Genomic DNA, 21,762 nt, shown 5'->3' on the forward strand with positions numbered 1-21,762 from the left:
CGGCCGGTTCGGTCGGCAGGTCGGATCCGATGACGTAGGGCATGCGGGTTCCTTCCCCCGAGAGGCCACGACCCTGGAGGCGGCCCGGTCGCTGCGCCTCCAATTAGCCGAGGCCGGGCCGCCACGCACCCCCGCCCGGGGCGCGGATCGCGGGCAGGCCGCCGTCCCTTCGACGGTCCCCGGCCAGCCGGCGGCACCCCGTGCCGGTACGCGCGCGGGAGCCCGGAGCGGCCCGGACGCGCGCCCTCGGTCGCCCCCGGCCCGACCGCGCCGCCATTCCCGGCCACGGCGCGGGCCGGCCCGCCCGCCACGCCCTGCGGCGGACCTTCCCGGGCGCCGCGATCCGTCCGGGTTGGCGCCGGGCGGGGAAGCCGGCTTTGCAAGCCGCCGTTCCGGCGCCATACACCTCGAAGGGGGGCGACCGCCCCGCATCATCCTGGCCGTCACGGCCCAAGACGCGGCCCTATCGGGAGACATGCATGGAGATGACCGGCGAGCGGCGCATTCCCGCGCCGCGGCAACGAGTCTGGGACGCGCTGAACGATCCCGAGGTGCTGCGCGCCTCCATTCCCGGCTGCGAGTCGGTCGAGCGCGTCGGCGACGACCAGTTCCAGGCGAAGGTGGCGCTCAAGATCGGCCCGATGTCGGCGAAATTCGGCGGCAAGGTGCGGCTGGAGAACCTGCAGCCGCCGGAGCGCTACTCGATCGTCGGCGAGGGCAATGGCGGCGCCATGGGCTTCGCCAAGGGCGGCTCCGACGTGGTGCTGACCGAGGACGGGCCGGACGCCACCCTGCTCGCCTACACGGTCAAGGCGCAGGTCGGCGGCAAGATCGCCCAGCTCGGCGCGCGGCTGATCGACTCGACCGCGAAGTCGATGGCGGACCAGTTCTTCAACCGCTTCGCGGCGCAGCTCACCCCGGCCGAGGCACCGGCCACGGCAGCCGCCCCCGTCTCCACTGCCCCCGTCGCCGCCGCTTCCGGCGAGCCCGGGCTGGTGACGCCCGACCCGGTCGCCCCGGCCGGCGCCGCCAGCGTCGCCGATGCCTCGCCGGCCGTCGCCGCGCCACCGGCCGCGGCCCAGGCGGGCACGCCGGTGCGGGGCACCGACACGGAGTACATGGCCGATCGCGGCCCCGCCCCGATCACCCAGCACGGCGCCACCGGCACCGCCCCGACCGGCGACCGCGTGGCCCGGCCCAACCCCACGCCCGGCCCCACGCCGATGCCGCTGCGCCTGCTCACCATGACGCCCTTCGGCCTGCCCATCCAGTTCTGGCTCGGCAGCGCGGCGATGCTGGTGATCTTGGTGCTGCTGTTCCTCTGGTAGCCGTGACGGACGCGACGCAGCCCGGGGATGCCGCCGACGGCATGCCGGCGGATGTCGAGGCGACGCAGCGCCTGCTCGCCGCCGGCGGCTACGTCGCCGACCGGGCGCTGGCGACCGCGGTGCACCTCGCGCTGCGGATGCGCCGGCCGCTCTTCCTCGAAGGCGAGCCGGGCACCGGCAAGACCGAGATCGCCAAGGTGCTGGCGGCCGAGCTGCCGCGCCGGCTGGTGCGGCTGCAATGCTATGACGGGCTCGACATCTCGGCCGCCGCCTACGAGTGGAACCACGCCCGGCAGCTCATGGCGATCCGCCTCGCCGAGGCCGCCGGCGAGCACGACGCGGCGGCGCTGGAGCGCGGCATCTACGACCGCCGCTTCCTGCAGGAGCGCCCGCTGCTCTCGGCGCTGAGCCCGGAGCACGGCCCCGCCGTGCTGCTGATCGACGAGCTGGACCGCGCCGACGAGCCCTTCGAGGCCTTCCTGCTGGAGATCCTGGCCGACAACCAGCTCACCATCCCCGAGCTCGGCACGATCCGCGCCGAGGTGCCGCCGGTGGTGGTCATCACCTCCAACCGCACCCGCGAGGTGCACGACGCGATCCGCCGCCGCTGCCTCTACCACTGGGTGGACTACCCGGACGCGGCGCGCGAGCGGGCCATCCTGGAGCGCCGCGCGCCGCAGGTCTCCGCGCGGCTGGCGGCGCAGGTGGTGGCCTTCGTGCAGCGGCTGCGCGGCGGCGACTACTTCAAGCTGCCGGGCGTGGCCGAGACCATCGACTGGGCGGCGGCGCTGTCGGCGCTGAACGCCACGGAGCTGGAGCCGGCGGCGGTGGACGAGACGCTGGGCGTGCTGCTCAAGTACCAGGACGACATCGCCAAGCTGCGCGGCGCCGAGGCCGCGCGGCTGCTCTCGGAGGTGCGGACGGAGACGACGCCGCAGGCGCCGTTCTGAGGCGGCGGGGCGTTGCGGGGCATCGCCCGGAAGCCAGCGGGGAAGGCTGCGCCTTCCCCGGACCCCTTCCGCACAGGGAAGGCTTTGCCTTCCCTGGAACCCATCCCCCAGGAGGGCGAAGCCCTCCCGGACCTCTCTCCGTTCTGGCCCCGGGTGCTGATACGGGCGAATCGTCCTTCCTGAATCGGGGGTTCCAAGGGGGCTTCGCCCCTTGGCGGGGATGCAAGGGGCAGCACCCCTTGCCGGGGGTCGCAGGGGGCGAAGCCCCCCGCACCGGCGCCAACGCATGACCGACGCCTTCGCCTTCAACCTCCTCGCCTTCGGCCGCCTGCTGCGCCGCGCCGGCCTGCCCGTCGGCACCGGGGAATCCCTGGCGGCCGCCGAGGCGCTGTCGCTGGTCGAGATCGGCGATCGCGAGCAGGTGCGCGAGGCGCTGCGTGCCGTGATGGTGCGCCGGCGCGAGCATTTCGAGATCTTCGACCACGCCTTCGCGCTGTTCTGGCGCGACCCGGAGGCGGGCAGGCACGCGGCGGCGATGGGGCTGCTGGAGGGCAGGCCGCCCACCGAGGAGCGCGCCCCGCCCGCCAGCCGCCGCGTCGCCGAGGCGCTGAAGCAGCCGCGCCCGCCGCCGGAGCAGCCCCCGGAGCCGCCGCCCGAGCGGCAGGACGTCACCTTCTCGGTCAGCGAGCGCGAGCGCTTGCAGACCATGGATTTCGAGTCCATGGACGCGGCGCAGATCGCCGAGGCGAAGCGCGAGATACGCCGGCTGGTGCTGCCGCTCGACGCCCGCCCGACGCGCCGCTTCCGGCCGGACCCGGCGGGGCCGCGCACCGACCTGCGCGCCACCATCCGCGCCAGCCTGCGCGACGGGGGCGAGATCCTCGGCCTAGCGCGGCGCCGGCGCGTCACGCGGCCGCCGCCGCTGGTGGCGCTGTGCGACATCTCGGGCTCCATGGCGCGCTACGCGCAGGTGCTGCTGCACTTCCTGCACGCGGTGACCAACGACCGGGACCGGGTGCACTCCTTCCTGTTCGGCACGCGGCTGACCAACGTGACGCGGCAGCTCCGGTATCGGGACGCGGAGGTGGCGTTCGAGATGGTCTCGCACATCGTGCCGGACTGGTCGGGCGGCACGCGGATCGGGGAATCGCTGGAGCTGTTCAACCGGCTCTGGGCGCGCCGCGTGCTGGGCCAGGGCGCGGTGGTGCTGCTGATCACGGACGGGCTGGACCGCGAGGGGGCGAAGGGGCTGGCGGACGCCACGGACCGGCTGCGCCGCTCCTGCCGGCGGCTGATCTGGCTGAACCCGCTGTTGCGCTGGAGCGGCTTCCAGCCCAAGTCACAGGGCATCCGGGCGATGCTGCCGCACGTCGACGAGTTCCGCCCGGTCCATAACCTCGCGAGCCTGCGCACGCTGGTGGAGGCACTTTCCACCGAGGCGCCGCGCCGGCGGTTGGGCAGGGAGGCCGCATGAGCCAGCCAGGGATGCCGGATGGCATGACGGGAAGCGTGGACGCGGAGGACGTGCTGGCGACGGCCGCCGGCTGGCGCGACGCCGGCGAGAAGGTGGCGCTGGCCACGGTGGTCGAGACCTGGGGCTCCTCGCCGCGCCCGGCGGGCAGCCGCATGGCGGTGACGGCGGGCGGGCGCATGGCCGGCTCCGTCTCCGGCGGCTGCATCGAGGGCGCGGTGGCGGAGGCGGCGCAGCAGACTCTGGCGACCGGCGCGCCGCAGTTGCTCGACTTCGGCATCAGCGACGACCGCGCCTGGGAGGTGGGCCTGGCCTGCGGCGGCAAGCTGAAGGTGTTCCTGGAGCGACTCGGATGACGCCGGAACTGCTCGCGCGGCTGCGGGAGGCGCAGGCGGCCAAGCGCCCGGTGGCGCTGGCGACGCGGCTGACGGACGGGGCGCAATTCCTGCTGCCGGACGACCCGGCCTCGGACGCACGGCCGGATGGCGCGCCCGGCAACGGCGCGCCGGCGGCGCTGCTGGCGGCGGCGCGGGCGGCGATCGACGAGGACGCCGCGCGCAACGTGGAGGTGGAGGGCGCCGCCTGGTTCATCCACCCGCACAACCCGCCGCTGCGGCTGCTGGTGGTCGGCGCGGTGCACATCGCCCAGGCGCTGGTGCCGATGGCGCTGCAACTCGGCTTCGCGGTGACGGTGATCGACCCGCGACGCGCCTTCGCGACCGAGGAACGCTTCGGCCGGGTGACGATGATCCAGGAATGGCCGGACGACGCCATGGCCGCACTCTCGCCCGACAGCCGCACGGCGGTGGTGACGCTGACGCACGACCCGAAGCTGGACGACCCGGCGCTCGATCTCGCGCTGCGCTCGGCGGCCTTCTACATCGGTGCGCTGGGCAGCCGGCGCACCGCCGAGAAGCGGCGCGGGCGGCTGCGCGAGCTGGGGCATGACGACGAGTCGATGGCGCGCATCCGCGGGCCGGTGGGGCTGAACATCGCGGCGGTGACGGCGCCGGAGATCGCGCTCTCGATCATCGCCGAGATCGTCGCGGTGCGGCGGGGCGCGGCGCTGGGGCAGCCGAAGACAGGGCCGGGCGGCGCGGGTGCGGCGAAGGCGGAAGCGGCCGGGGGCGCGGCGCCGGGCCGTCCGGGCGGCGCGGCAGGACAGCCGGCGGACAGGGCCGGCGCGCCGGCATGATCTTCGGCCCGACGCCGGTCGCGGAGGCGGCGGGCACCATCCTCGCGCACACGGTGCGGCTGCCCGGCCGCGTGCTCAAGAAGGGCACGCGGCTGGACGCGGCGGCGTGCGACGCGCTGGCCGGGGCCGGCATCGACGCGGTGATCGCGGCGCGGCTGGAGCCGGGCGACGTGGCGGAGGACGAGGCGGCGTACCGGCTGGCCGAGGCGCTGGTCGGGCCGGGGCTGGCGCGCAGCCGGGCGGCCACGGGGCGGGTGAACCTGCTGGCGGAGTCGCCCGGGCTGCTGGTGGTGGAGGCGGCGAAGATCGACCGGCTGAACGCGCTGGACGAGAGCCTGACCGTCGCCACCCTGCCCTCCTTCGTACCGGTGCAGGCGCGGGAGATGCTGGCGACGATCAAGGTGATCCCCTTCGCCGTGCCGGGCGCGGTGCTGGAACGCGCCGAGGCGATCGCGCGCGCGGGGCCGCCGGCGATGGCGGTGCATCCCTTCCGGCCGCTGCGCGTGGGGCTGGTGCTGACCGAGCTGCCCGGCATCAAGGAAAGCGTGATGGAGGGCGCGGTGGAGGCGACCGGGGAGCGCGTCGCCGGCCTCTCCGGCACGCTGCTGCCGGTGGAGCGCGTGCCGCACGAGACGGCGGCGGTGGCGGCGGCGCTCGGGCGGCTGCTCGCGGCGGGGGCCGAGGTGCTGCTGGTGGCTGGGGCCTCGGCGGTGGTGGACCGGCGCGACGTGGGACCGGCGGGGATCGTCGCGGCGGGGGGCGCGATCGAGCATTTCGGCATGCCGGTCGATCCCGGGAACCTGATCTGCCTCGGGCGGATCGGCGCGGTGCCGGCGCTGGTGCTGCCGGGCTGCGCGCGCTCGCCCAAGCTGAACGGGTTCGACTGGGTGCTGCAACGGCTCTTCGCCGGGCTGGCCGTGGGGCCGCGCGAGGTGATGGGGATGGGCGTCGGCGGGCTGCTCAAGGAGATCGAGCTGCGGCCGCTGCCGCGCGCGGACGCGCCGCGCGGGGGAAAGGCGGTGGGCGCGGTCTCGGCGGCGCGGCCGCGCCGGGTGCGGCAGGTGGCGGCGCTGGTGCTGGCGGCGGGTCGGTCGAGCCGGATGGCGCCGCTGAACAAGCTGCTGGTGACGGACCGGGCCGGGGTGCCGATGGTGGCGCGGGTGGTGGACAACGCGCTCGCCTCGCAGGCGCGGCCGGTGGTGGTGGTGACGGGGCACGCGCGCGAGGCGGTGGCGCAGGCGCTGGCCGGGCGCGAGGTGCGGCTGGTGCATGCGGCGGGCTACGCGGAGGGGCTCTCGGCGAGCCTGAAGGCGGGGCTGGCGGCGCTGCCGGCGGAGGCGGAGGGCGTGTTGATCTGCCTCGGCGACATGCCGCTGGTGACGGGCGCGATGCTGGACCGGCTGCTGGCGGCGTTCGATCCGGAGGAAGGGCGGGCGATCGTGCTGCCGGTGTTCGGCGGCAGGCCGGGGAACCCGATGCTGTGGGCACGGGAGTTCTGGCCGGCGATGGCGGGGCTGACGGGGGATGTGGGGGCGAGGCACCTGGTGGGGCAGCACGCGGACCGGGTGGTGGAGGTGGAGATGGGAGACGATGCGGTGCTGCGGGATTTCGATACGGTGGAGGTGTTGAGGGGGGCGCCGGGGTTTGGTTTAGGGGATTAGTAGAACACTTAAAAGAGTGACATTTGTGCAGTCGGATCGACGCGTAGCACTCCATTAATCAACCACTGATGCTCTCTCCAACGGTGCGTACCCATTGCAAGAGCCATACCATCGCGCGGGAATTCAACCCCGAATTTATACTTCATCCACTGTAAAGCCGCAGCTTCACTATGCATTTCAGACCGTCTGCGGAGGAAAGTAACCTCGGTTTCCCAGTCCTGGCAAGTGCCTTCATGCTCACCATCGGCGTCGCGATATCTATATTTGAAAATATAAGGGCAGACTTCTTTTGGTAGAAGATTCTGAACGGCGAATAAATCCTGCTGGCTTCGCATTTGTTGGTAAATTTGAGCCTGCCTTGCCATTTCCTCCTTTGTTTGACGCTCCGACCGAAAATCGATAATTTCACACTTTAATACTGCTAAACTGCGGCCAGCCTCAGCTTCAGCGCGCAGGAAGGTAACAGCAGCACGATTTAGGAATGAATGCCTATCACGATCACGCAATTTCCCGACAATTTCGATGCTGTTCTGATCAACCCTTCTAGATTCGATACGCTTATCAGATGAAAGCTTTGGTTTCCGCCAGCGATATCGAATTCGATCCCATCTGCCGAATTTTTGCGCGTCCGATAACTGTCTGAAAGAAACCGGATAGAGACGAACCCAAAGGCCACTGTGATCGATCGCAGCTATGCAAACGGTTTCGCCATAGGTAGTACTTACCCTGGGCGCGGCCTTCACGATAATGAAGGCTTCATCATCAGCATGCTCTGATGAATTCATGATTTTTCGCACCATTTTGGTTATCTATAATCCTTTTATTGGCAGAAATATGAAGATGAATTACTTGAAACAAGTCGATGTCAGATATTCGATCGGCGACGAGAGATCGATGGCAGCACTGATGTAAACGCTCATAACACATTAGAGCAATAGTTTCACTTTTTGCTTCGATCGCAACTTCATGAAGAGCCGTTTGAGTTGCATCATTGCTTAGGTGAGCATTGAATATAGAACGAAATTCATTGATATCGCCACGCTTTGCTGCGTCGCGACCCGGTTTAGGGTCACCCAATTGCCTAATGTGACAGTAATTAATCCCTGCCTCTTTCAAAGATGCAGACAGAATTTTTTTCGAAAAGCCAGGCCGCCGAGATTGGGGTAGCTCTCGAATGTCCACAAGCAGCGATATAGAATTGTGTTGCAGAGTACCAATAAAATCCGACAAAGTCGAGCCTTCATAACCAATAGTGTATATTTTTCTAGGTGCGATTTTAATCATATTCCACCGCGAATCCGATTCGGAGTGTAGTTGGCAGCCGGGACTATCCTTACCTTTTGCAATGCACCCTTGAAAGCCCCCCGCAAGCTCCCTCCCCCACCCTACCCTCCAAGTCTCGCCGGAGGACACCCCACCGCATGCGCCACCCCACCCCCCTCCTCACCCTACTCCTCGCCACCACCCTCCCCCTCCCCCTTCTCGCCGCCGACCTCCCCGTCCGTGCCGTCACCCTCTCCTCCGCCGGCCTCGCCCAGATCGAGCGCGCCGGCACGCTGCAACCCGACGACAGCATCACCTTCCGCGCCCCCACCGAGGACATCGACGACCTCCTCCGTTCCCTCGTCGTGCTGGACCCCGCCGGCCGCGTCGCCGGGCTTCGCCTGCCGGGGCGCGACACCGCCACCGAGGCCTTCCGCGGCCTGCCGCTGCGCCCCGCCGACTTCGAGAGCCGCACCGCCCTGCTCCAGGCCCTGCGCGGCCAGATGGCCGAGGCCGGCGGTGCCACCGGCCGCATCGCCGACGCGCAGGAGGGCGAGAACGGCGCGCTGCGCGTCACCCTCATCACCGCGCGCGGCCTGACCACGGTGCAGCTCGCCCCGGGCGACGAGGTGCGGCTGACCGATTCCGCCCTCGCCGCCCGCGTCGCCCGCGCCGCCGAGGCCCTGGCCGCCGCCCGCGCCGAGGGCGAGCGCGGCATCGAGATCCGCCTGAGCGCGGACCGCGCGCGCGACGTCTCCGTCACCTACGTGGCCGGCGCGCCGCTGTGGAAGCCCTCCTACCGGCTGATGGTGCCCCCCGCCGACGCCCCGGCGGACGCGCAGGCGCGGCTGCAAGGCTGGGCCGTGGTGGAGAACCGCTCGGGCGCGGACTGGGACGGGGTGCGGCTCTCGCTGGTCTCCGGCAACCCCGCCGCCTACCACCAGCCGCTCTACGCGCCGATCCTGGTGCAGCGGCCGGAGTTGCCTGTGCGCGTGCCCGAGGCGGTGCGCGTGCAGCCCGACACGGGCGGCCGCCCGCCCCCGCCGCCGCCCCCTGCCGTCGTGCCCTACGACGCGCGGCAGATGGCGGAGGCGGAGCGCATGCGCGGCTACGCGGCCCAGGCCTATCGCGGCGCCGCCCCGGCCATCGCCATGCCGGCCCCCGCCGCGCCGATGGGCGGCGCCGCCGCCGCGGTGGACACGGCCACCGCCGCCGCCTCGGCCGGGCGCGTCGCCTTCACCCTCGCCAACCCGGTGACGATCCGCGCCGGCGAGACCGCCAACGTGCCCTTCCTCGATGCCCGCCTGCCGGCGGACCGCGTGTGGTGGGTGCAGGACTTCTCGGCGCGCAACCCGCTCCAGGCGGTGCGCCTGCGCAACGCGACGAACGAGACGCTGCCGGACGGCCTCGCCACCGTGTACGGCACGGGCAGCGGCGCGGAGGACGGCGCCTTCCTCGGCGACGCGGAGCTGCGCGCGGTGCAGCCGGGCGAGACCCGCCTCCTCGCCTTCGGCCGCGACCGCGACGTGCAGATGACCGGCAGCACCGGCCAGGTGGACAACCCGACGCGCTTCGAGCTGCGCCGCGGCGGCGTCGCCGTCGTCTCCTTCCTGCGGCGCGACGAGCGGGCCCTCGCGATCGACCCGCGCGGCGCGCGCGGGCGGATCGTGATCGACCTGCCGCGCGTGCAGGGCGCCGAGCCGCGCTTCACGGTGGCCTCGGAAGGCGATTTCGGCCTGCGGCACGAGGCGGTGCTGGACGGCACGCCGACCACGCTGCGCTTCGCCTGGGAGCGCGAGTACCGGCGCGAGATGCCGCTCTGGGACCCCGGCCTCGGCGACCCGGCGCTGCTGCGCTGGCGCGACTTCGACGTGGAGGCGAACCTCCGCCGCTTGCCCGGCGGGCCGGCGACCAGCGACGCGCTCGGCGTCTATGCCGGCCGCATGCCTGAGAACGCGCCGGGCCGGGCCGAGCTGCTGGCCACCGTCGCCGCCTATGGCGAGCTGCGCGAGCTGCTGGACAAGGCCCGCGCCGCGATCCGCGCCTACGCCACCGCCGACGTGGCGCTGAACCGCGCGCGGCAGGCGGTGGAGGACCGCAGCGGGCCGGAGCGGGAGGAGGCGCGGCGGCGGCTGAACCGGGCCTCGCAGGGGGTGGAGTCGGCGGGGACGGCGGCGGATGCCGCCTGGGATGCCTGGGTGGCGCGGTTGCAGGCGCTGCTGGCGCGCGGCGGCTGAGCCTCGGGGCGGTCCGCCTGGACTGCGGGCAGGCATGATCGCCTCGCTTGGCGCGCTGCCGCCCCACCGGCCGCGCGCGATACCGGCCCGCATGGGACGAAACCTTTGCCGGCCGTCGCCCAGGCAGTGACCGGGCCTCGCCCGCCGGCGCCAACACCCGCGCGTCGCGCCGATGGCGGCCCCGCCGGTGCCTCGCCCGGACCGGGTGGGACGAGGGCACCACGGCCAACGGTGATCCGACGGCACCCAACGATCGTCAACCATCGGTTGAAGATTCTACCGGTATGCCGCAATCTCGGCGGATGCCCCGCCCGCTGCGCCTGGCCCTGCCGCTCTGCCTGCTGCTCTCGCTGCTGTCCCAGCCGGGCGTGGCGCAGTTGCGCACCGCCGTGATCCCGGCCGGCGAGGCCGTGGCCATCGCCCCGCGCGGCGCGCCGCAGCCGGTGCTGACCACGCGCGCCACGCTGCGCTCCACCCGCGTGCTGCGTCCCTGGCGGCGCCAGCGGGAGGAGGCCGGCCTGCGCGGCTACGGCTACGCCGTCGTGCCGCTCGCCGTCGCCGCCGTGCTGGCCGCCACCCTGCCCGGCGGCGGCGGCGGCGCGGCGCCCTCGGCCACGGTGCGGACGCGCTGACGCGCGGGCCCGACACGCCCGGGCGCCGCCGCTACATCCGTTCCTTGATGCCGCGCCGGATCAGCCACCAGTTCACCGGGAAGGTGGTGCCGAAGCCCAGCACCATGGCCACCTGCATCATCAGCCAGTAGGCCCAGTTCGTCGGCGGCAGGTCCGGGTACAGCCAGGCGCGGAAGGCCATCCAGCCGAACATGCCGACCTGGTAGGCGAGCAGCGAGAGCGTGTCGATGCGGATCGCGGCGAGCAGCCCGTCGCGCAGGCCGAGGCCGCGCATCGGCGCCACGGCGAAGTACTGGAAGACGATGCCGAACAGGTAGGCGAGGACGAAGCCGAGCAGCAGCCTGCCGCCGAGCTCCGAGCCGAACGGCGCGAAGCCGGTGGCGAAGGCGGCCCAGTCGCCGATGAGGTCGCCGAGCGCGCAGCCGGCGCCGCAATGGGCCGCGCCCTTGAAGACCGCCTGCCACATCGGCGTCTCCGCCGGGCCGTGCCGTCCGGCGTGGTGGCCTGCAGGCCGCGCCGGACCGCGCCCGCGCGGCGCGGCGCGGCCGAAGCGCAGATAGGGCAGCAGGCCGAGCGGCCCCCAGTACAGCATGGTCAACGGCCAGACCGCGTCCATGACCGCCATCGGCTGCCGGCGGCCCAGCAGCATGATGTCGGCGAGCACCCAGAGCGCCGCCGCGATCGAGAGCGGTACGTGGATGGCGGCGAATGTCTGGAGCCAGTCTGCCGGCAAGGTCCCGCTCCGGAAGCGACCCTCCCGAAAGTCCCTGGCCGCGCGCCGGGTTCCGCGCGGATCGCGGCGGGTGGACGGGCCCGTGGCGCGCGTTCATGCTCCCGGTCCCGACGCCCCCGGACCGGCCGTGGCGCCGGCTGCGGCCCAAACGCCGCGCGGCAGGACCGGACGACAGATGACGGGACGCGGCACCCGCTTCCGGAGGACCCCGGCATGGCCTCACGCGACGGCGCCCTGGCGCGCGCGGCACGGCACTTCGACGACCGCTCGGAGGGGGGCTTCCGTGCCCTGCTCGCCCGGCTCGTGGCCATCCCCTCCACCTCGCAGGAGGCGGCCCACGCGCCCGATCTCGACCGCTACCTGCGGACGGGCATCGCCCCCTGGATCGAGCGGCTCGGCTTCGCCTGGCGGATCCACCCCAACCCGGTCGACGGGCTGGGCCCGATCCTGACGGCGGAGCGCATCGAGGCCCCCGGCGCCCCGACCGTGCTGCTCTACGGCCACGGCGACACGGTGCGCGGCCTGGACGAGCAGTGGCGCGCCGGCCTCTCGCCCTGGCGGCTGACCGAGGAGGGCGACCGGCTGTACGGCCGCGGCACCGCCGACAACAAGGGCCAGCACGCGCTGAACCTCGCCGCGCTGGAGGCGGTGCTGGCCGAGCGCGGCGGCCGGCTCGGCGCCAACGTGAAGCTGGTGATCGAGACGGCCGAGGAGCGCGGCTCCGGGGGCCTGCGCGAATTCGTCGCCGCCAACCGCGACCTGCTGGCCGCCGACGCGCTGATCGCCTCGGACGGGCCGCGAGTCTCGCCCGCGGTGCCGACCATCACCACCGGCTCGCGCGGCACCTACCACTTCGACCTCGCCGTCAGGCTGCGCGCCGGCGGGGTGCATTCCGGCCACTGGGGCGGGCTGACCGCCGATCCGGCGATCCTGCTCGCCCACGCCCTCGCCTCGATGGCGGACGGCAACGGGCGCCTGCTGGTGCGCGACCTGCTGCCGGCGCGGCTGCCGGAAGCGGTGCGGGCGGCGCTGGCGGGCTGCGCGGTGGAGCCGGGCGGCGAGGCGGCCGCCATCGAGCCCGGCTGGGGCGAGCCCGGCCTGACCGCCGCCGAGAAGCTCTACGGCTGGAACGCGCTGATCGTGCTCTCCCTGCTGAGCGGCCGGCCGGAGAACCCGGTGAACGCGGTGGCGCCGGACGCGGTGGCGCATTGCCAGATCCGCTACACGGTGGACACCGATCCCGCCGGCTTCGAGGCGGCGCTGCGCCGCCACCTCGACCGGCACGGGCTGGAGCGGGTGCGGATCGAGAATGCCGGGGTGCGGATGAACGCCAGCCGCACCGCGCCCGACCACCCCTGGGTAAGCTGGGCGCGGGCGAGCATGACGCGCAGCCTGGGGCGGCCAGGGGCAGCATCGGCGGGGCCGGCGGTACGGGTGATCCCGAACAGTTCGGGCGGCCTGCCGGGCGACGTGTTCGCGGAGCATCTCGGCGTGCCGCTGGTCTGGGTGCCGCACGGCCACAATGGCTGCCGGCAGCACGGGCCGGACGAGCACCTGCTGGCCGGCACGGCGCGGGAGGGCATCCTCGCCTTCGCCGGCCTCTGGTGGGATCTCGGCGAGCCGGGCACGCCGGGACACGAGTAGGCCGCGCCCGTTACCATTCGTCACCCGGCCGCGGCGCTGGGGTTACCGCGTGACGCCATCTCCGGGCCATGGCCGACACACCACCGGAGATGCCCCGCATGAGCCTACGCAACCGCGCCGCCCTCGGCGCCCTGCTGCTCGCCTTCCCGGCGCTGGCCGGCGCCGCGCCCGCTCCCACCGCCGCCCCGCCCGCCACGCCGGCGGTGCCGGTCCAGGCCGCACCGGCGCCTGCCCCGGCGCCCGCCCCAGCCCCCGCCCCCGCCGGCCTGCGCCGCCCCGGGCGGCACGGCGGCGCGCTGTTCGCCCAGGTGGACGCCAACGGCGACGGCCGCATCACCCAGGCCGAGGGCTGGACCTGGATCCAGGCGCGCTTCGCGGCGGCCGACACCAACCGCGACGGCGCCATCACCATCGAGGAGCTGCGCGCCGTCTGGCCGGGCCGCGGGCCGGACCGGGGCGGTCCCCGCGCAGGCCAGCCCGCCGACCAGAACGCCGCTCCCGCCGCCGGCGGTCCGCAGGGGCCGCGGATGCGGCGCCAGGAAGCGATGTTCCGCGCCGCCGACGCCAATGGCGACGGCCGGGTCACGCTCGACGAGATCCGCCCCATCGCCGAGGCCTGGTTCCGTGCCCTGGACGCGAACGGCGACGGCGCGCTGACGCGCGAGGAGATCGGCCGCGCCGGCCCGCGCGGGCGCCGCTGAGGGCAGGCCGGCACGGCGCGGCCCCCGGCGGCAGAGGGCGGCGGGAGAGGGCGGCGCCGGCGGGCGAAGGCCGGGGCGGCCGCCCGTCCGCCGTCCCCTGCCCCGTCCCCGGCCGGTCGCCCCGGCCGTCGCCCCGGCCTTCGCCCCCTGCGGCGTCAGCCGGTCTCGGCCGCGCCCATGGTGTTGCGCAGCGTGCCGATCCCCTCGATCACGACCTCCACCACCATCCCGGCGCGCATAGGCAGCACGCCGAGCGAGGTGCCGCAGGCGATCAGGTCGCCCGGCTCCAGGGTCATCTCGCGCGAGAGCAGGCTGACGATGCGCGCGGGCGGCAGGATCATGTCGCTCGCCGGGTAGTTCTGCCGCTCGCGCCCGTTCAGCAGGGTGCGGATGGTGAGCGTCCGCCAGTCGAGCCCGGTGGCGATGGCCGGGCCGCACGGGCCGAAGCCGTCGCAGCCCTTGGCCCGCGCCCATTGCGGGAAGGAAGGGTCGGCGTTCAGCAGGTCGAGCGCGGTGACGTCGTTGACGCCGGTGTAGCCGAGGATCGCCGCCTCGGCCTCCGCCTCCGAGACGGCCTTGCAGCGCCGGCCGAGGACGATGCCGAGCTCGCCCTCGTACACCACCTTGCCGGTGTAGCCGGTGGGCCAGGGGATGGTGGCCTCGGGCGCGAGCAGGCTGCCGGGCGCCTTGAGGAAGTAGAGCGGCACCTCGGGCTCGGCCGCGCCGAGCTTCGCGGCGAGCGCGCGGAAATTGTTCCACAGTCCGACGATCTTGCCCGGCCGGACCGGCGGCAGCAGGCGCAGCGAGGCCAGCGGCAGGGACGGGCCGGCGGGAGTCGGGGCGTCGAACAGGTCGCCCGCGTGCGGCCGGACGGAGTCACCCTCCAGCGATCCGAAGCCGGCCTCGCCGTCGCGCTCGTATCGGACCCACAGAGCCATGCCGTCCCTCCCCCTCGCCCGCCGAGGGGGCGGGCAGGGGCGGAGCGTAGAGCATCGGGGCGCCGGACGGACAGACCGCCCCCCGCCTCAGACTTCCCGCCTCAGGCCTCCCACCTCCGGCATCCTGCCTCGGGCATGCGGCCCGGCGAACGCCGGGCCACGAATTGCCCGGCGGCGTGCCGAGGTCCATCATCGCGGCGACGCAGGGATGGAGGAGCGACCATGGCCGATCTGCCGTCGCGGGTGGACATCCACGAGGAAGGCCCGCGCGAGGGCTTCCAGATCGAGCCGGGCCCGATCCCGACCGCCGACAAGATCCGGCTGATCGAGGCGCTAGCCGGGACGGGGCTGCGCCACATCCAGGTCTGCTCCTTCGTCAACCCGCGCCTGGTGCCGGGCTGGGCGGATGCCGAGGCCACGGTGGCCGGCTTCCGGCCGCGCGAAGGCGTCCACTACACGGCGCTCTGGTTCAACGCGAACGGGCTGAACCGCGCCCTCGCCTTCCGCGACCGGCTGACGCTCAACGGCTCCATCTCGCTCTCCGCCTCGGAGGCGTTCACGCGCAGGAACCTCAACCGCTCGCATGCCGAGAACGTCGAGGCGATGCGGCGGCAGACGGCGCTGCACCAGGAAGCCGGGGTGCCGGTGACGCGGATCGGCGTGATGGCCGCCTTCGGCTGCAATTTCCAGGGCGACATCCGCCCGGAGGACGTGCTGCGCACCCTGGCGGACGGCTTCCGCATCGCCGAAGAGGCCGGCGCCACCATCACCGACGTCTCGCTGGCCGACACGATGGGCTGGGCCACGCCGCCGCGCATCGAGCGCACGGTCGGCGCGGTGCGGGAACGCTGGCCGGGGCCGCGCCTCTCGCTGCATCTGCACGACACGCGCGGCCTTGCCGTCGCCAACGCGCATGCGGGGCTGCGGCTCGGCGTCTCGCGCTTCGATTCCACCGTGGGCGGGCTCGGCGGCTGCCCCTTCGCCGGGCAGAAGGGGGCGGCGGGCAACATCTGCACGGAGGAGCTGGTGCTGCTCTGCGAGGAGATGGGCATCGGCACCGGCATCGACCTCGACGCGCTGATCGAGGTGGGCCGGATGGCGGAATCGATCGTCGGGCACCAATTGCCGGGCGAGCTGATCCATGCCGGCAGCCTGAACGCGTTCCGCCGCCGCGCCGCCTGAGAGCCGGTCCGGCACGCCGGCCGGGGCGCCCGCGCTGCCGGACGCGGCGACACTAACCCGCGCCGCCGGACGCGGCGACACCATCCGCGCCGCCGGACGCGGCGACACCATCCGCGCCGCCGGACGCGGCGACACCATCCGCGCCGCCGGACGCGACGACACCATCCGCGCCGCCGGACGCGACGACACCATCCGCGCCGCCGGACGCGACGACACCATCCGCGCCGCCGGACGCGACGACGCGCCTTCAGGGCCGGCCGCGCCGGTACGTCACCGTGCCCTGGGCGCCGATCTCGAAGGCCAGCAGATCCTCGCCCACGACGAGCGGCCCGTCGTAGCCGGCGCGCAGGGCGCGCACGAGGTCCTCCACCGTCGCCTCGCCGTTCAGCCCGATATGCGAGAGCGCGCCGAGGCTCGGCCGCGCCTCGGCGAGGGTGCGCGCCGCGTCGGCCGGCGAGGCGAGGTGGTCGTACACCGCGCGGTAGCCCGGGTTGCCCGCCAGGAGGGCCGGCGGGATCAGGGTGACGCAATGCAACAGCAGGTCGGCGCCCCGGCCCTGCCGCACCACCTCCGGGCTGTAGCGCGTGTCGCCGGAGAGCACGACGCTGCGGCCCCGCCACTCGATGCGGTAGCCGTAGGAGGGGCGGACCAGCTCGCCGTGATCGTTGGCGAAGGCGGTCACGCGCAGCCCGTCGCGCTCGTACGCCACGCCCGGCGGCACCTCGCGCGCGTCGAAGGCGATGCCCGCTTCCGGGCTGCGCTCGTCGGCGAGGCGCGTCGCGATGTCCTGCGCGAAGGCGGTGCGCAGCCCCTGCGCGAGCTGCGCCGTGCCGGGCGGGCCGTAGAGCAGGAAGGGCGCGTTGCGCTGGCCGTAGGGCGGGCGCAGCCAGCCGGTCAGCCAGAGATCGGGCAGGCCGCCGAGATGGTCGGAGTGGAAATGCGTCAGGAAGTGCGCGTCGATGCTGCCGAGCGGCAGGCGCAGCTGCCAGAGGCGGATGCTGACGCCGCGCCCGAAGTCGAACAGCAGCCGCTGCCCGCCGGCCTCGACCAGCGTGCTGTTGCCGAAGCGCTCGCCCGAGGGCATCGGCGTGCCGGTGCCGAGCAGCGTGACGCGGATCGTCTCCGACGACTCCCCCGGCTGCGGCGCCTGCGCCGAGGCGCCGGCGATCACGCCCGACGCGACGCGCGGCCCCAGCAGCCCCGCCAGCCCGGCGGCCAGCACCCGCCGCCCGAACCCTGGCACCGACGACGGCGCGGCGGCAGCCGGCCCCGCCTGCCGCCCGCCCGCCGGCCCGCCCGGCTCGCCGCTCATGCCGCCCCACCCTCGCCCGTTGCCGCCACGCCTGCGCCGTCCGTCATCGATCCCTCCGCTGGACCGTCCTTTGGGCCGTCCATTGAGCCGTCCATTGGGCCGTCCTTTGGGCCATCCGCCGGCCCACCCATCAGCCGCGACAGGTCCCGCGCCGCGTCGCGCAGCGCCTGCTCCACCCGCGCCGGCGCCGCCCGCGCCGTGCCGAACTGCGCCGACGGCCCGGCGACGCTGATCGCCGCCATCGCCTCGCCGGCACCACCCAGGATCGCGACCGCGCAGGCATCGATGCCGGCCTCGTAGGCGGCGCGGCTCCAGGCCAGGCCGCGCGCGCGGTCCTCCGCCAGCAGCCGGTCCAGCCCGGCATGGGTGGTGACGCTCCGCCCGGTGGCGGCCGCCAGCGGCTCCGGCCCGAGCAGGGCGCGGCGCGCCTCGGCCGGCCGGTGGGCCAGCAGCATCCGCCCCGGCGCCGTCAGGTGCGCCGCCACCCGGCTGCCGAGCCGGATGTTGCTGACCAGCGGCGTGTCCGGCATCTCGCGCAGCAGGTAGAGCGTCTCGCCGCCGCTCAGCACGGTGAGGTAGGCGGAAAGCCCGAGTTCCGCCGCCAGCCCCGCCAGCACCGGCTGCGCCAGCCGCAGCAGGTCGCGCGAGGCGAGCGCCGTGGCGGCGAGGCCGAGGAAGCGCAGCCCCAGCCGGTAGCCGCCGCCTTCCGGCAGGCGCTCCACCACGCGCTCGTATTCCAGCGTGTCGAGCAGCCGGGCCAGGGTGGGGCGGGTGATGTCGAGCAGCCGCGCCGTCTCGCTGAGGTTGCGGGCATTGCCGCCCCCGGCGAGGTGGTCGAGCAGGCGCAGCGCCCGTTGCACCGGCGAGATCAGGTGGTCGGGGGCTGCCGGGTCGCCGCCTTCGCCCGATGCCCCGGGGGCTGCCTCGTGAAAGGCCGTCTCGGCAGGGGCAGGACCGCCTCCCGGTGCCGGGCCGGCGGACGCGGCGGAACGGCGCCCCCCTGCCCGCCTGCTCTCGCCACCACGCACGGCCCGGCCGGGTGTCGGCACGGGGCGCTCAGGCCGCGTCGGCCGGGGCCGCGGCTTCGGGCATGGTGCCCTGGCCCGGCGTCAGCGGCACGACCCAGGAATCGTAGCCGTACACCCAGTCCGCGTTGCCGCCGGCGCGCAGCCAGGCGTTGCCGCGCGAGCCGAGCTGGATCTGCGCCGTGCGCGGCTGCCGCGCCGCCTCGTAGCGCCGCAGCGAGGCGACGATATCCTCGCCCCCTTCCGACACGCAGCGCGCCAGCACCACCGCGTCCTCCACCGCCATGCCCGCACCCTGCGCCATGAAGGGCAGCATCGGGTGGCAGGCATCACCCATCAGCGTGACCGCGCCGCGCCCCCAGGCGGGCATCGGGTCGCGCTCGTAGAGGGCGGTCTTGAGCACCGCGTCGCAGGCCTCCAGCAGGGCGCGGGCCTGCGGGTGGAAGGCGGCGTACTCGGCGCGCAGCTCCTCGACGCTGCCGGGCATGGTCCAGCTCTCGTGGCGCCAGCTATCCTGCGGCGTCGTCGCGAAGATGAAGATCTCGCGCCCGGCGCTGATCGGGAAGGTGACGATCTGGCTCTGCGGGCTCGGCCCCCACCACTTGGTGAACATGTCGAGGTCCGGCAGGTGCGCGACGCGCTCGCGCGGCACCACGGCGCGGTAGGCGACGACGCCGGTGAAGCGCGGCGCCTCGGCGCCGAACAGGGCGCGGCGCACGGCCGAGTGGATGCCGTCGGCGCCCACCACGGCGGCGACCTTCTCGCTCGTCCCGTCCTCGAAGGTCAGCGTGACGCCCTCCGCCGCCTCGCTCATGCCCGCGAGGCGCTTGCCGAGGCGGACCGAGCCGGCCGGGGCCGCGGCCTCCAGCGTCGCCAGCAGGTCGGCGCGGTGCAGGGTGAGCTGCGGCGCGCCGTAGCGCTCCTCGGCCGTCCCGGACATGGCGAGGCGCGAGGTCTCCTCGGCCGTGTCGTAGTTGCGGCTGACGCGATGGGTCGGCCGGGCGCCGAGCCGGCGCAGCTCGGCGCCGATGCCCAGCCCGTCCAGCGCCCGCACCGCGTTGGGCGTCAGGTTGATGTCGGCGCCGACGCGCGAGAACTGCCGCGCCTGCTCGAACACCACGACCGGCCGGCCGGCACGGTGCAGCGCGATCGCCGCTGCCAGGCCGCCGATGCCGCCGCCGACGATACCGATGGGAAGGCTCATCTCGCCGCTCCGTTCCTGCTGGGGTCGGCGCCTCGGCGCCTGTTCATATTTGGTCGTTCAGTTCATAAATGGTAATCGAGCGAATGTTCGCCGGTCAAGCATTCGTTTGCTCCGCGAGGCGATGAAGATCGGCGGGCGTGGCGAACCACTCGGCCGGCGCCGCGGCCGCCAGCGCGTCGGGGCGGTTGTAGCCCCAGGCCACGGCGCCGAAGGCGATGCCGGCCTCGCGTGCCGCCACCGCGTCGCGCAACTCGTCGCCGACCAGGATGGCGGCCGCCGCCGGCGTGTCGCCGCGCGCCAGCAGCCGGCGCAGCCGCCAGCCCTTGCCGAACAGCGAGGCGCCGCATTCCCAGAGGCCGATTTCCGCCGCCGCCGCGCCCAGGCAGTGCCGGATCGTGCCCTCGGCGTTGGAGCTGGCGATGGCCAGCGGCACGCCGGCCTCGGCAAGCCCGGCCAGCGCCTCCGGGATGCCGGGAAAGGGCCGCAGCCGCCCGGCCTGCTCGGCCATGCGGGCGCGCATGTGGCCGGCGATGGCCGGCACCTTCCAGAGCGGCACGCCGAGCGAGGCCATGATGGCGCGGGCGTCGAGGCCGCGCAGGGTCTCCAGCTCCTCCGGCGCCGGGCGGCGGAAGCCGAAGCGGCCGGCGGCCTCGGCGAGCAGTTCGCCGAAGATCGGCAGGGAGTCGGCCAGCGTGCCGTCGAAATCCAGGATCACCAGCCGGTAGCGCATGCGGGTTCGGTTCCTTTTCGGTTCGGAGTGGCCAGGAGCAGGGGCTCCGCCCCTGCGACCCCGCCAGGGGCGCTGCCCCTTGGGAAGCCCCGCCAAGGGGCGAAGCCCCCTTGGAACCCCCGTTTCGGGAGAGAGGTCCGAGTTGTTTCAACACCCGTGACCAAACGAAAAGAGGTCCAGGAGGGCCTCGCCCTCCTGGCGGATGGGGTCCGGGGAAGGCGGCGCCTTCCCCGGGTGCCTCCCCGAACCTTGCGTTGCAAACCCGGGCACAGCCGCTTCCGCCCCACCCCTGGCGGCGCTATGACCGGACCATGAACGCGCCGCTGCCCAATTCCCTCCGCCAGGGCCCGGATTCCCGGGGCCGTTTCGGCCAGTTCGGGGGCCGCTTCGTCGCCGAGACGATGATGCCGCTGATCCTGGAGATCGAGCGCGCCTACGAGGCGGCGCGCCGGGACCCGGAATTCCTGAAGGAATGGCGGCTGCTGCTGAAGGACTATGTGGGCCGCCCTTCCCCGCTCTGGCACGCGGCGCGGCTCTCGGAGCACCTGCGCGCGGCGAACGGCGGCAAGGGCGCCAAGGTCTACTTCAAGCGCGAGGAGCTGAACCACACCGGCGCGCACAAGATCAACGCCGTGCTGGCGCAGATCCTGCTCGCCCGCCGCATGGGCCGCACCCGCATCATCGCGGAGACGGGCGCCGGCCAGCACGGCGTGGCGACGGCGACGGCCTGCGCGCTGTTCGGCCTGCCCTGCGTGGTGTTCATGGGCGCCACCGACGTGGAGCGGCAGCAGCCCAACGTGTTCCGCATGAAGCTGCTCGGCGCCGAGGTGCGGCCCGTCACCGCCGGGGCGGGCACGCTGAAGGACGCGATGAACGAGGCGATGCGCGACTGGGTGGCGAACATCCACGACACCTACTACTGCATCGGCACGGTCGCCGGCCCGCACCCCTACCCGGCCATGGTGCGCGACTTCCAGTGCGTGATCGGCGAGGAATCGCGCGAGCAGATCCTGGCCGCCGAGGGCAAGCTGCCGGAGGCGCTGGTCTGCGCGGTCGGCGGCGGCTCCTCGGCGATGGGGCTGTTCCACCCGTTCCTCGACGACGAGGGCGTGGCGATGTACGGCGTGGAGGCCGCCGGGCGCGGCATCGACACGCCCGAGCACGCCGCCTCGCTCAACCGCGGCCGGCCCGGCGTGCTGCACGGCAACCGCACCTACCTGCTGCAGGACGCGCACGGGCAGATCCAGGAGGCGCACTCCATCTCGGCCGGGCTCGACTACCCCGGCATCGGGCCGGAGCATTCCTGGCTGCACGAGATCGGCCGCGTGACCTACGTGCCGGCCACCGACGACGAGGCGCTGGAGGCGTTCCAGCTCTGCTCGCGGCTGGAGGGCATCATCCCGGCGCTGGAATCCGCGCACGGGCTCGCCTACGCGATGAAGCTGGCGCCGACTCTGGACAACGACGCGATCGTGCTGCTCAACCTCTCCGGGCGCGGCGACAAGGACATCTTCACCGTGGCGAAGCATCTCGGGGTGGCGCTGTGAGCGACGGGA

20 protein-coding genes are annotated in these 21,762 nt (G+C 73.7%); 12 read left to right on the forward strand and 8 right to left on the reverse strand.

The annotated features are described in order from the left end of the window. Positions 1-479: 479 nt before the first annotated feature. The 6 genes from M0638_RS21390 (at position 480) to M0638_RS21415 (ending at position 6,605) form a co-directional block, all read left to right on the forward strand. Positions 480-1,328, forward strand: coding sequence for a CoxG family protein (locus tag M0638_RS21390; protein WP_248668988.1), 849 nt, complete (start codon positions 480-482; stop codon positions 1,326-1,328). A gap of 41 nt (positions 1,329-1,369) precedes the next feature. Next, positions 1,370-2,278, forward strand: a complete 909-nt coding sequence (locus tag M0638_RS21395) for an AAA family ATPase (RefSeq protein ID WP_248669040.1) — start codon at positions 1,370-1,372, stop codon at positions 2,276-2,278. A gap of 286 nt (positions 2,279-2,564) precedes the next feature. Next, a complete protein-coding gene (locus M0638_RS21400) occupies positions 2,565-3,752 on the forward strand; it encodes a vWA domain-containing protein (RefSeq protein ID WP_248668989.1) in 1,188 nt (395 codons plus the stop codon). After that, positions 3,749-4,105 (forward strand): XdhC family protein, encoded by a 357-nt coding sequence (locus M0638_RS21405; protein WP_248668990.1) that lies wholly within the window; start codon positions 3,749-3,751, stop codon positions 4,103-4,105. Before M0638_RS21400 ends, M0638_RS21405 begins: the two co-directional genes overlap by 4 nt. Then, complete coding sequence (locus M0638_RS21410; RefSeq protein ID WP_345893058.1) at positions 4,102-4,944, forward strand: XdhC family protein; 843 nt, start codon at positions 4,102-4,104, stop codon at positions 4,942-4,944. Before M0638_RS21405 ends, M0638_RS21410 begins: the two co-directional genes overlap by 4 nt. After that, positions 4,941-6,605, forward strand: coding sequence for an NTP transferase domain-containing protein (locus tag M0638_RS21415; RefSeq protein WP_248668991.1), 1,665 nt, complete (start codon positions 4,941-4,943; stop codon positions 6,603-6,605). Before M0638_RS21410 ends, M0638_RS21415 begins: the two co-directional genes overlap by 4 nt. A gap of 8 nt (positions 6,606-6,613) precedes the next feature. On the opposite strand, the gene M0638_RS21420 is transcribed toward M0638_RS21415, so the two are convergent. Both M0638_RS21420 and M0638_RS21425 read right to left on the reverse strand, forming a co-directional pair. After that, positions 6,614-7,390, reverse strand: coding sequence for a hypothetical protein (locus M0638_RS21420; RefSeq protein ID WP_248668992.1), 777 nt, complete (start codon positions 7,388-7,390; stop codon positions 6,614-6,616). Further along, on the reverse strand, positions 7,368-7,889 hold the full coding sequence (locus M0638_RS21425; protein ID WP_248668993.1) for a DUF488 domain-containing protein: 522 nt from the start codon (positions 7,887-7,889) through the stop codon (positions 7,368-7,370). The genes M0638_RS21420 and M0638_RS21425 overlap by 23 nt, the downstream gene beginning before the upstream one ends. A gap of 137 nt (positions 7,890-8,026) precedes the next feature. Here M0638_RS21425 and M0638_RS21430 point away from each other — a divergent pair, with 137 nt between their 5' ends. Together M0638_RS21430 and M0638_RS21435 are read left to right on the forward strand one after the other, a co-directional pair. Next, a complete protein-coding gene (locus M0638_RS21430) occupies positions 8,027-10,105 on the forward strand; it encodes a DUF4139 domain-containing protein (RefSeq protein ID WP_282572204.1) in 2,079 nt (692 codons plus the stop codon). Positions 10,106-10,407: 302 nt separating this feature from the next. Beyond that, the gene (locus M0638_RS21435; RefSeq protein ID WP_248668994.1) at positions 10,408-10,737 is read left to right on the forward strand and encodes a hypothetical protein; all 330 of its coding nucleotides are present in this window, start codon (positions 10,408-10,410) and stop codon (positions 10,735-10,737) included. Between the two features lie 31 nt (positions 10,738-10,768). Here the strand turns inward: M0638_RS21435 and M0638_RS21440 are convergent, their stop codons facing one another. Then, positions 10,769-11,470 (reverse strand): DUF4396 domain-containing protein, encoded by a 702-nt coding sequence (locus M0638_RS21440; RefSeq protein WP_248668995.1) that lies wholly within the window; start codon positions 11,468-11,470, stop codon positions 10,769-10,771. 213 nt (positions 11,471-11,683) lie between these two features. Between M0638_RS21440 and M0638_RS21445 the strand changes: the two genes are divergently transcribed. Next, entirely contained in the window at positions 11,684-13,114 is a 1,431-nt protein-coding gene (locus M0638_RS21445) for a M20/M25/M40 family metallo-hydrolase (RefSeq protein WP_248668996.1), read from the forward strand. 98 nt (positions 13,115-13,212) lie between these two features. Next, a complete protein-coding gene (locus tag M0638_RS21450) occupies positions 13,213-13,815 on the forward strand; it encodes an EF-hand domain-containing protein (protein WP_248668997.1) in 603 nt (200 codons plus the stop codon). Positions 13,816-13,970: 155 nt separating this feature from the next. Here the strand turns inward: M0638_RS21450 and M0638_RS21455 are convergent, their stop codons facing one another. Next, the gene (locus tag M0638_RS21455; RefSeq protein ID WP_248668998.1) at positions 13,971-14,753 is read right to left on the reverse strand and encodes a fumarylacetoacetate hydrolase family protein; all 783 of its coding nucleotides are present in this window, start codon (positions 14,751-14,753) and stop codon (positions 13,971-13,973) included. A 222-nt stretch (positions 14,754-14,975) separates the two neighbouring features. Between M0638_RS21455 and M0638_RS21460 the strand changes: the two genes are divergently transcribed. Next, positions 14,976-15,935 carry a hydroxymethylglutaryl-CoA lyase gene (locus M0638_RS21460; RefSeq protein ID WP_248668999.1) on the forward strand — a complete coding sequence of 320 codons (960 nt, stop codon included), beginning with the start codon at positions 14,976-14,978 and terminating at the stop codon, positions 15,933-15,935. A gap of 247 nt (positions 15,936-16,182) precedes the next feature. Here M0638_RS21460 and M0638_RS21465 read toward each other — a convergent pair whose 3' ends face one another. The 4 genes from M0638_RS21465 to M0638_RS21480 all read right to left on the reverse strand — a co-directional run bounded on the left by M0638_RS21465 (position 16,183) and on the right by M0638_RS21480 (position 20,206). Then, on the reverse strand, positions 16,183-17,247 hold the full coding sequence (locus M0638_RS21465; protein ID WP_248669000.1) for an MBL fold metallo-hydrolase: 1,065 nt from the start codon (positions 17,245-17,247) through the stop codon (positions 16,183-16,185). Beyond that, the gene (locus M0638_RS21470; RefSeq protein ID WP_248669001.1) at positions 17,244-18,107 is read right to left on the reverse strand and encodes an IclR family transcriptional regulator; all 864 of its coding nucleotides are present in this window, start codon (positions 18,105-18,107) and stop codon (positions 17,244-17,246) included. Before M0638_RS21470 ends, M0638_RS21465 begins: the two co-directional genes overlap by 4 nt. A 196-nt stretch (positions 18,108-18,303) precedes the next feature. Continuing rightward, complete coding sequence (locus tag M0638_RS21475) at positions 18,304-19,476, reverse strand: FAD-dependent monooxygenase (protein WP_248669002.1); 1,173 nt, start codon at positions 19,474-19,476, stop codon at positions 18,304-18,306. A gap of 94 nt (positions 19,477-19,570) precedes the next feature. Next, positions 19,571-20,206, reverse strand: coding sequence for an HAD hydrolase-like protein (locus tag M0638_RS21480; protein WP_248669003.1), 636 nt, complete (start codon positions 20,204-20,206; stop codon positions 19,571-19,573). A gap of 311 nt (positions 20,207-20,517) precedes the next feature. Here M0638_RS21480 and trpB point away from each other — a divergent pair, with 311 nt between their 5' ends. Beyond that, a complete protein-coding gene (gene trpB / locus M0638_RS21485; protein WP_248669004.1) occupies positions 20,518-21,753 on the forward strand; it encodes a tryptophan synthase subunit beta in 1,236 nt (411 codons plus the stop codon). Positions 21,754-21,762 lie beyond the last annotated feature (9 nt).

The sequence above is a fragment of the Roseomonas acroporae genome, from assembly GCF_023223525.1.
Taxonomy (GTDB): domain Bacteria; phylum Pseudomonadota; class Alphaproteobacteria; order Acetobacterales; family Acetobacteraceae; genus Roseomonas_E; species Roseomonas_E acroporae.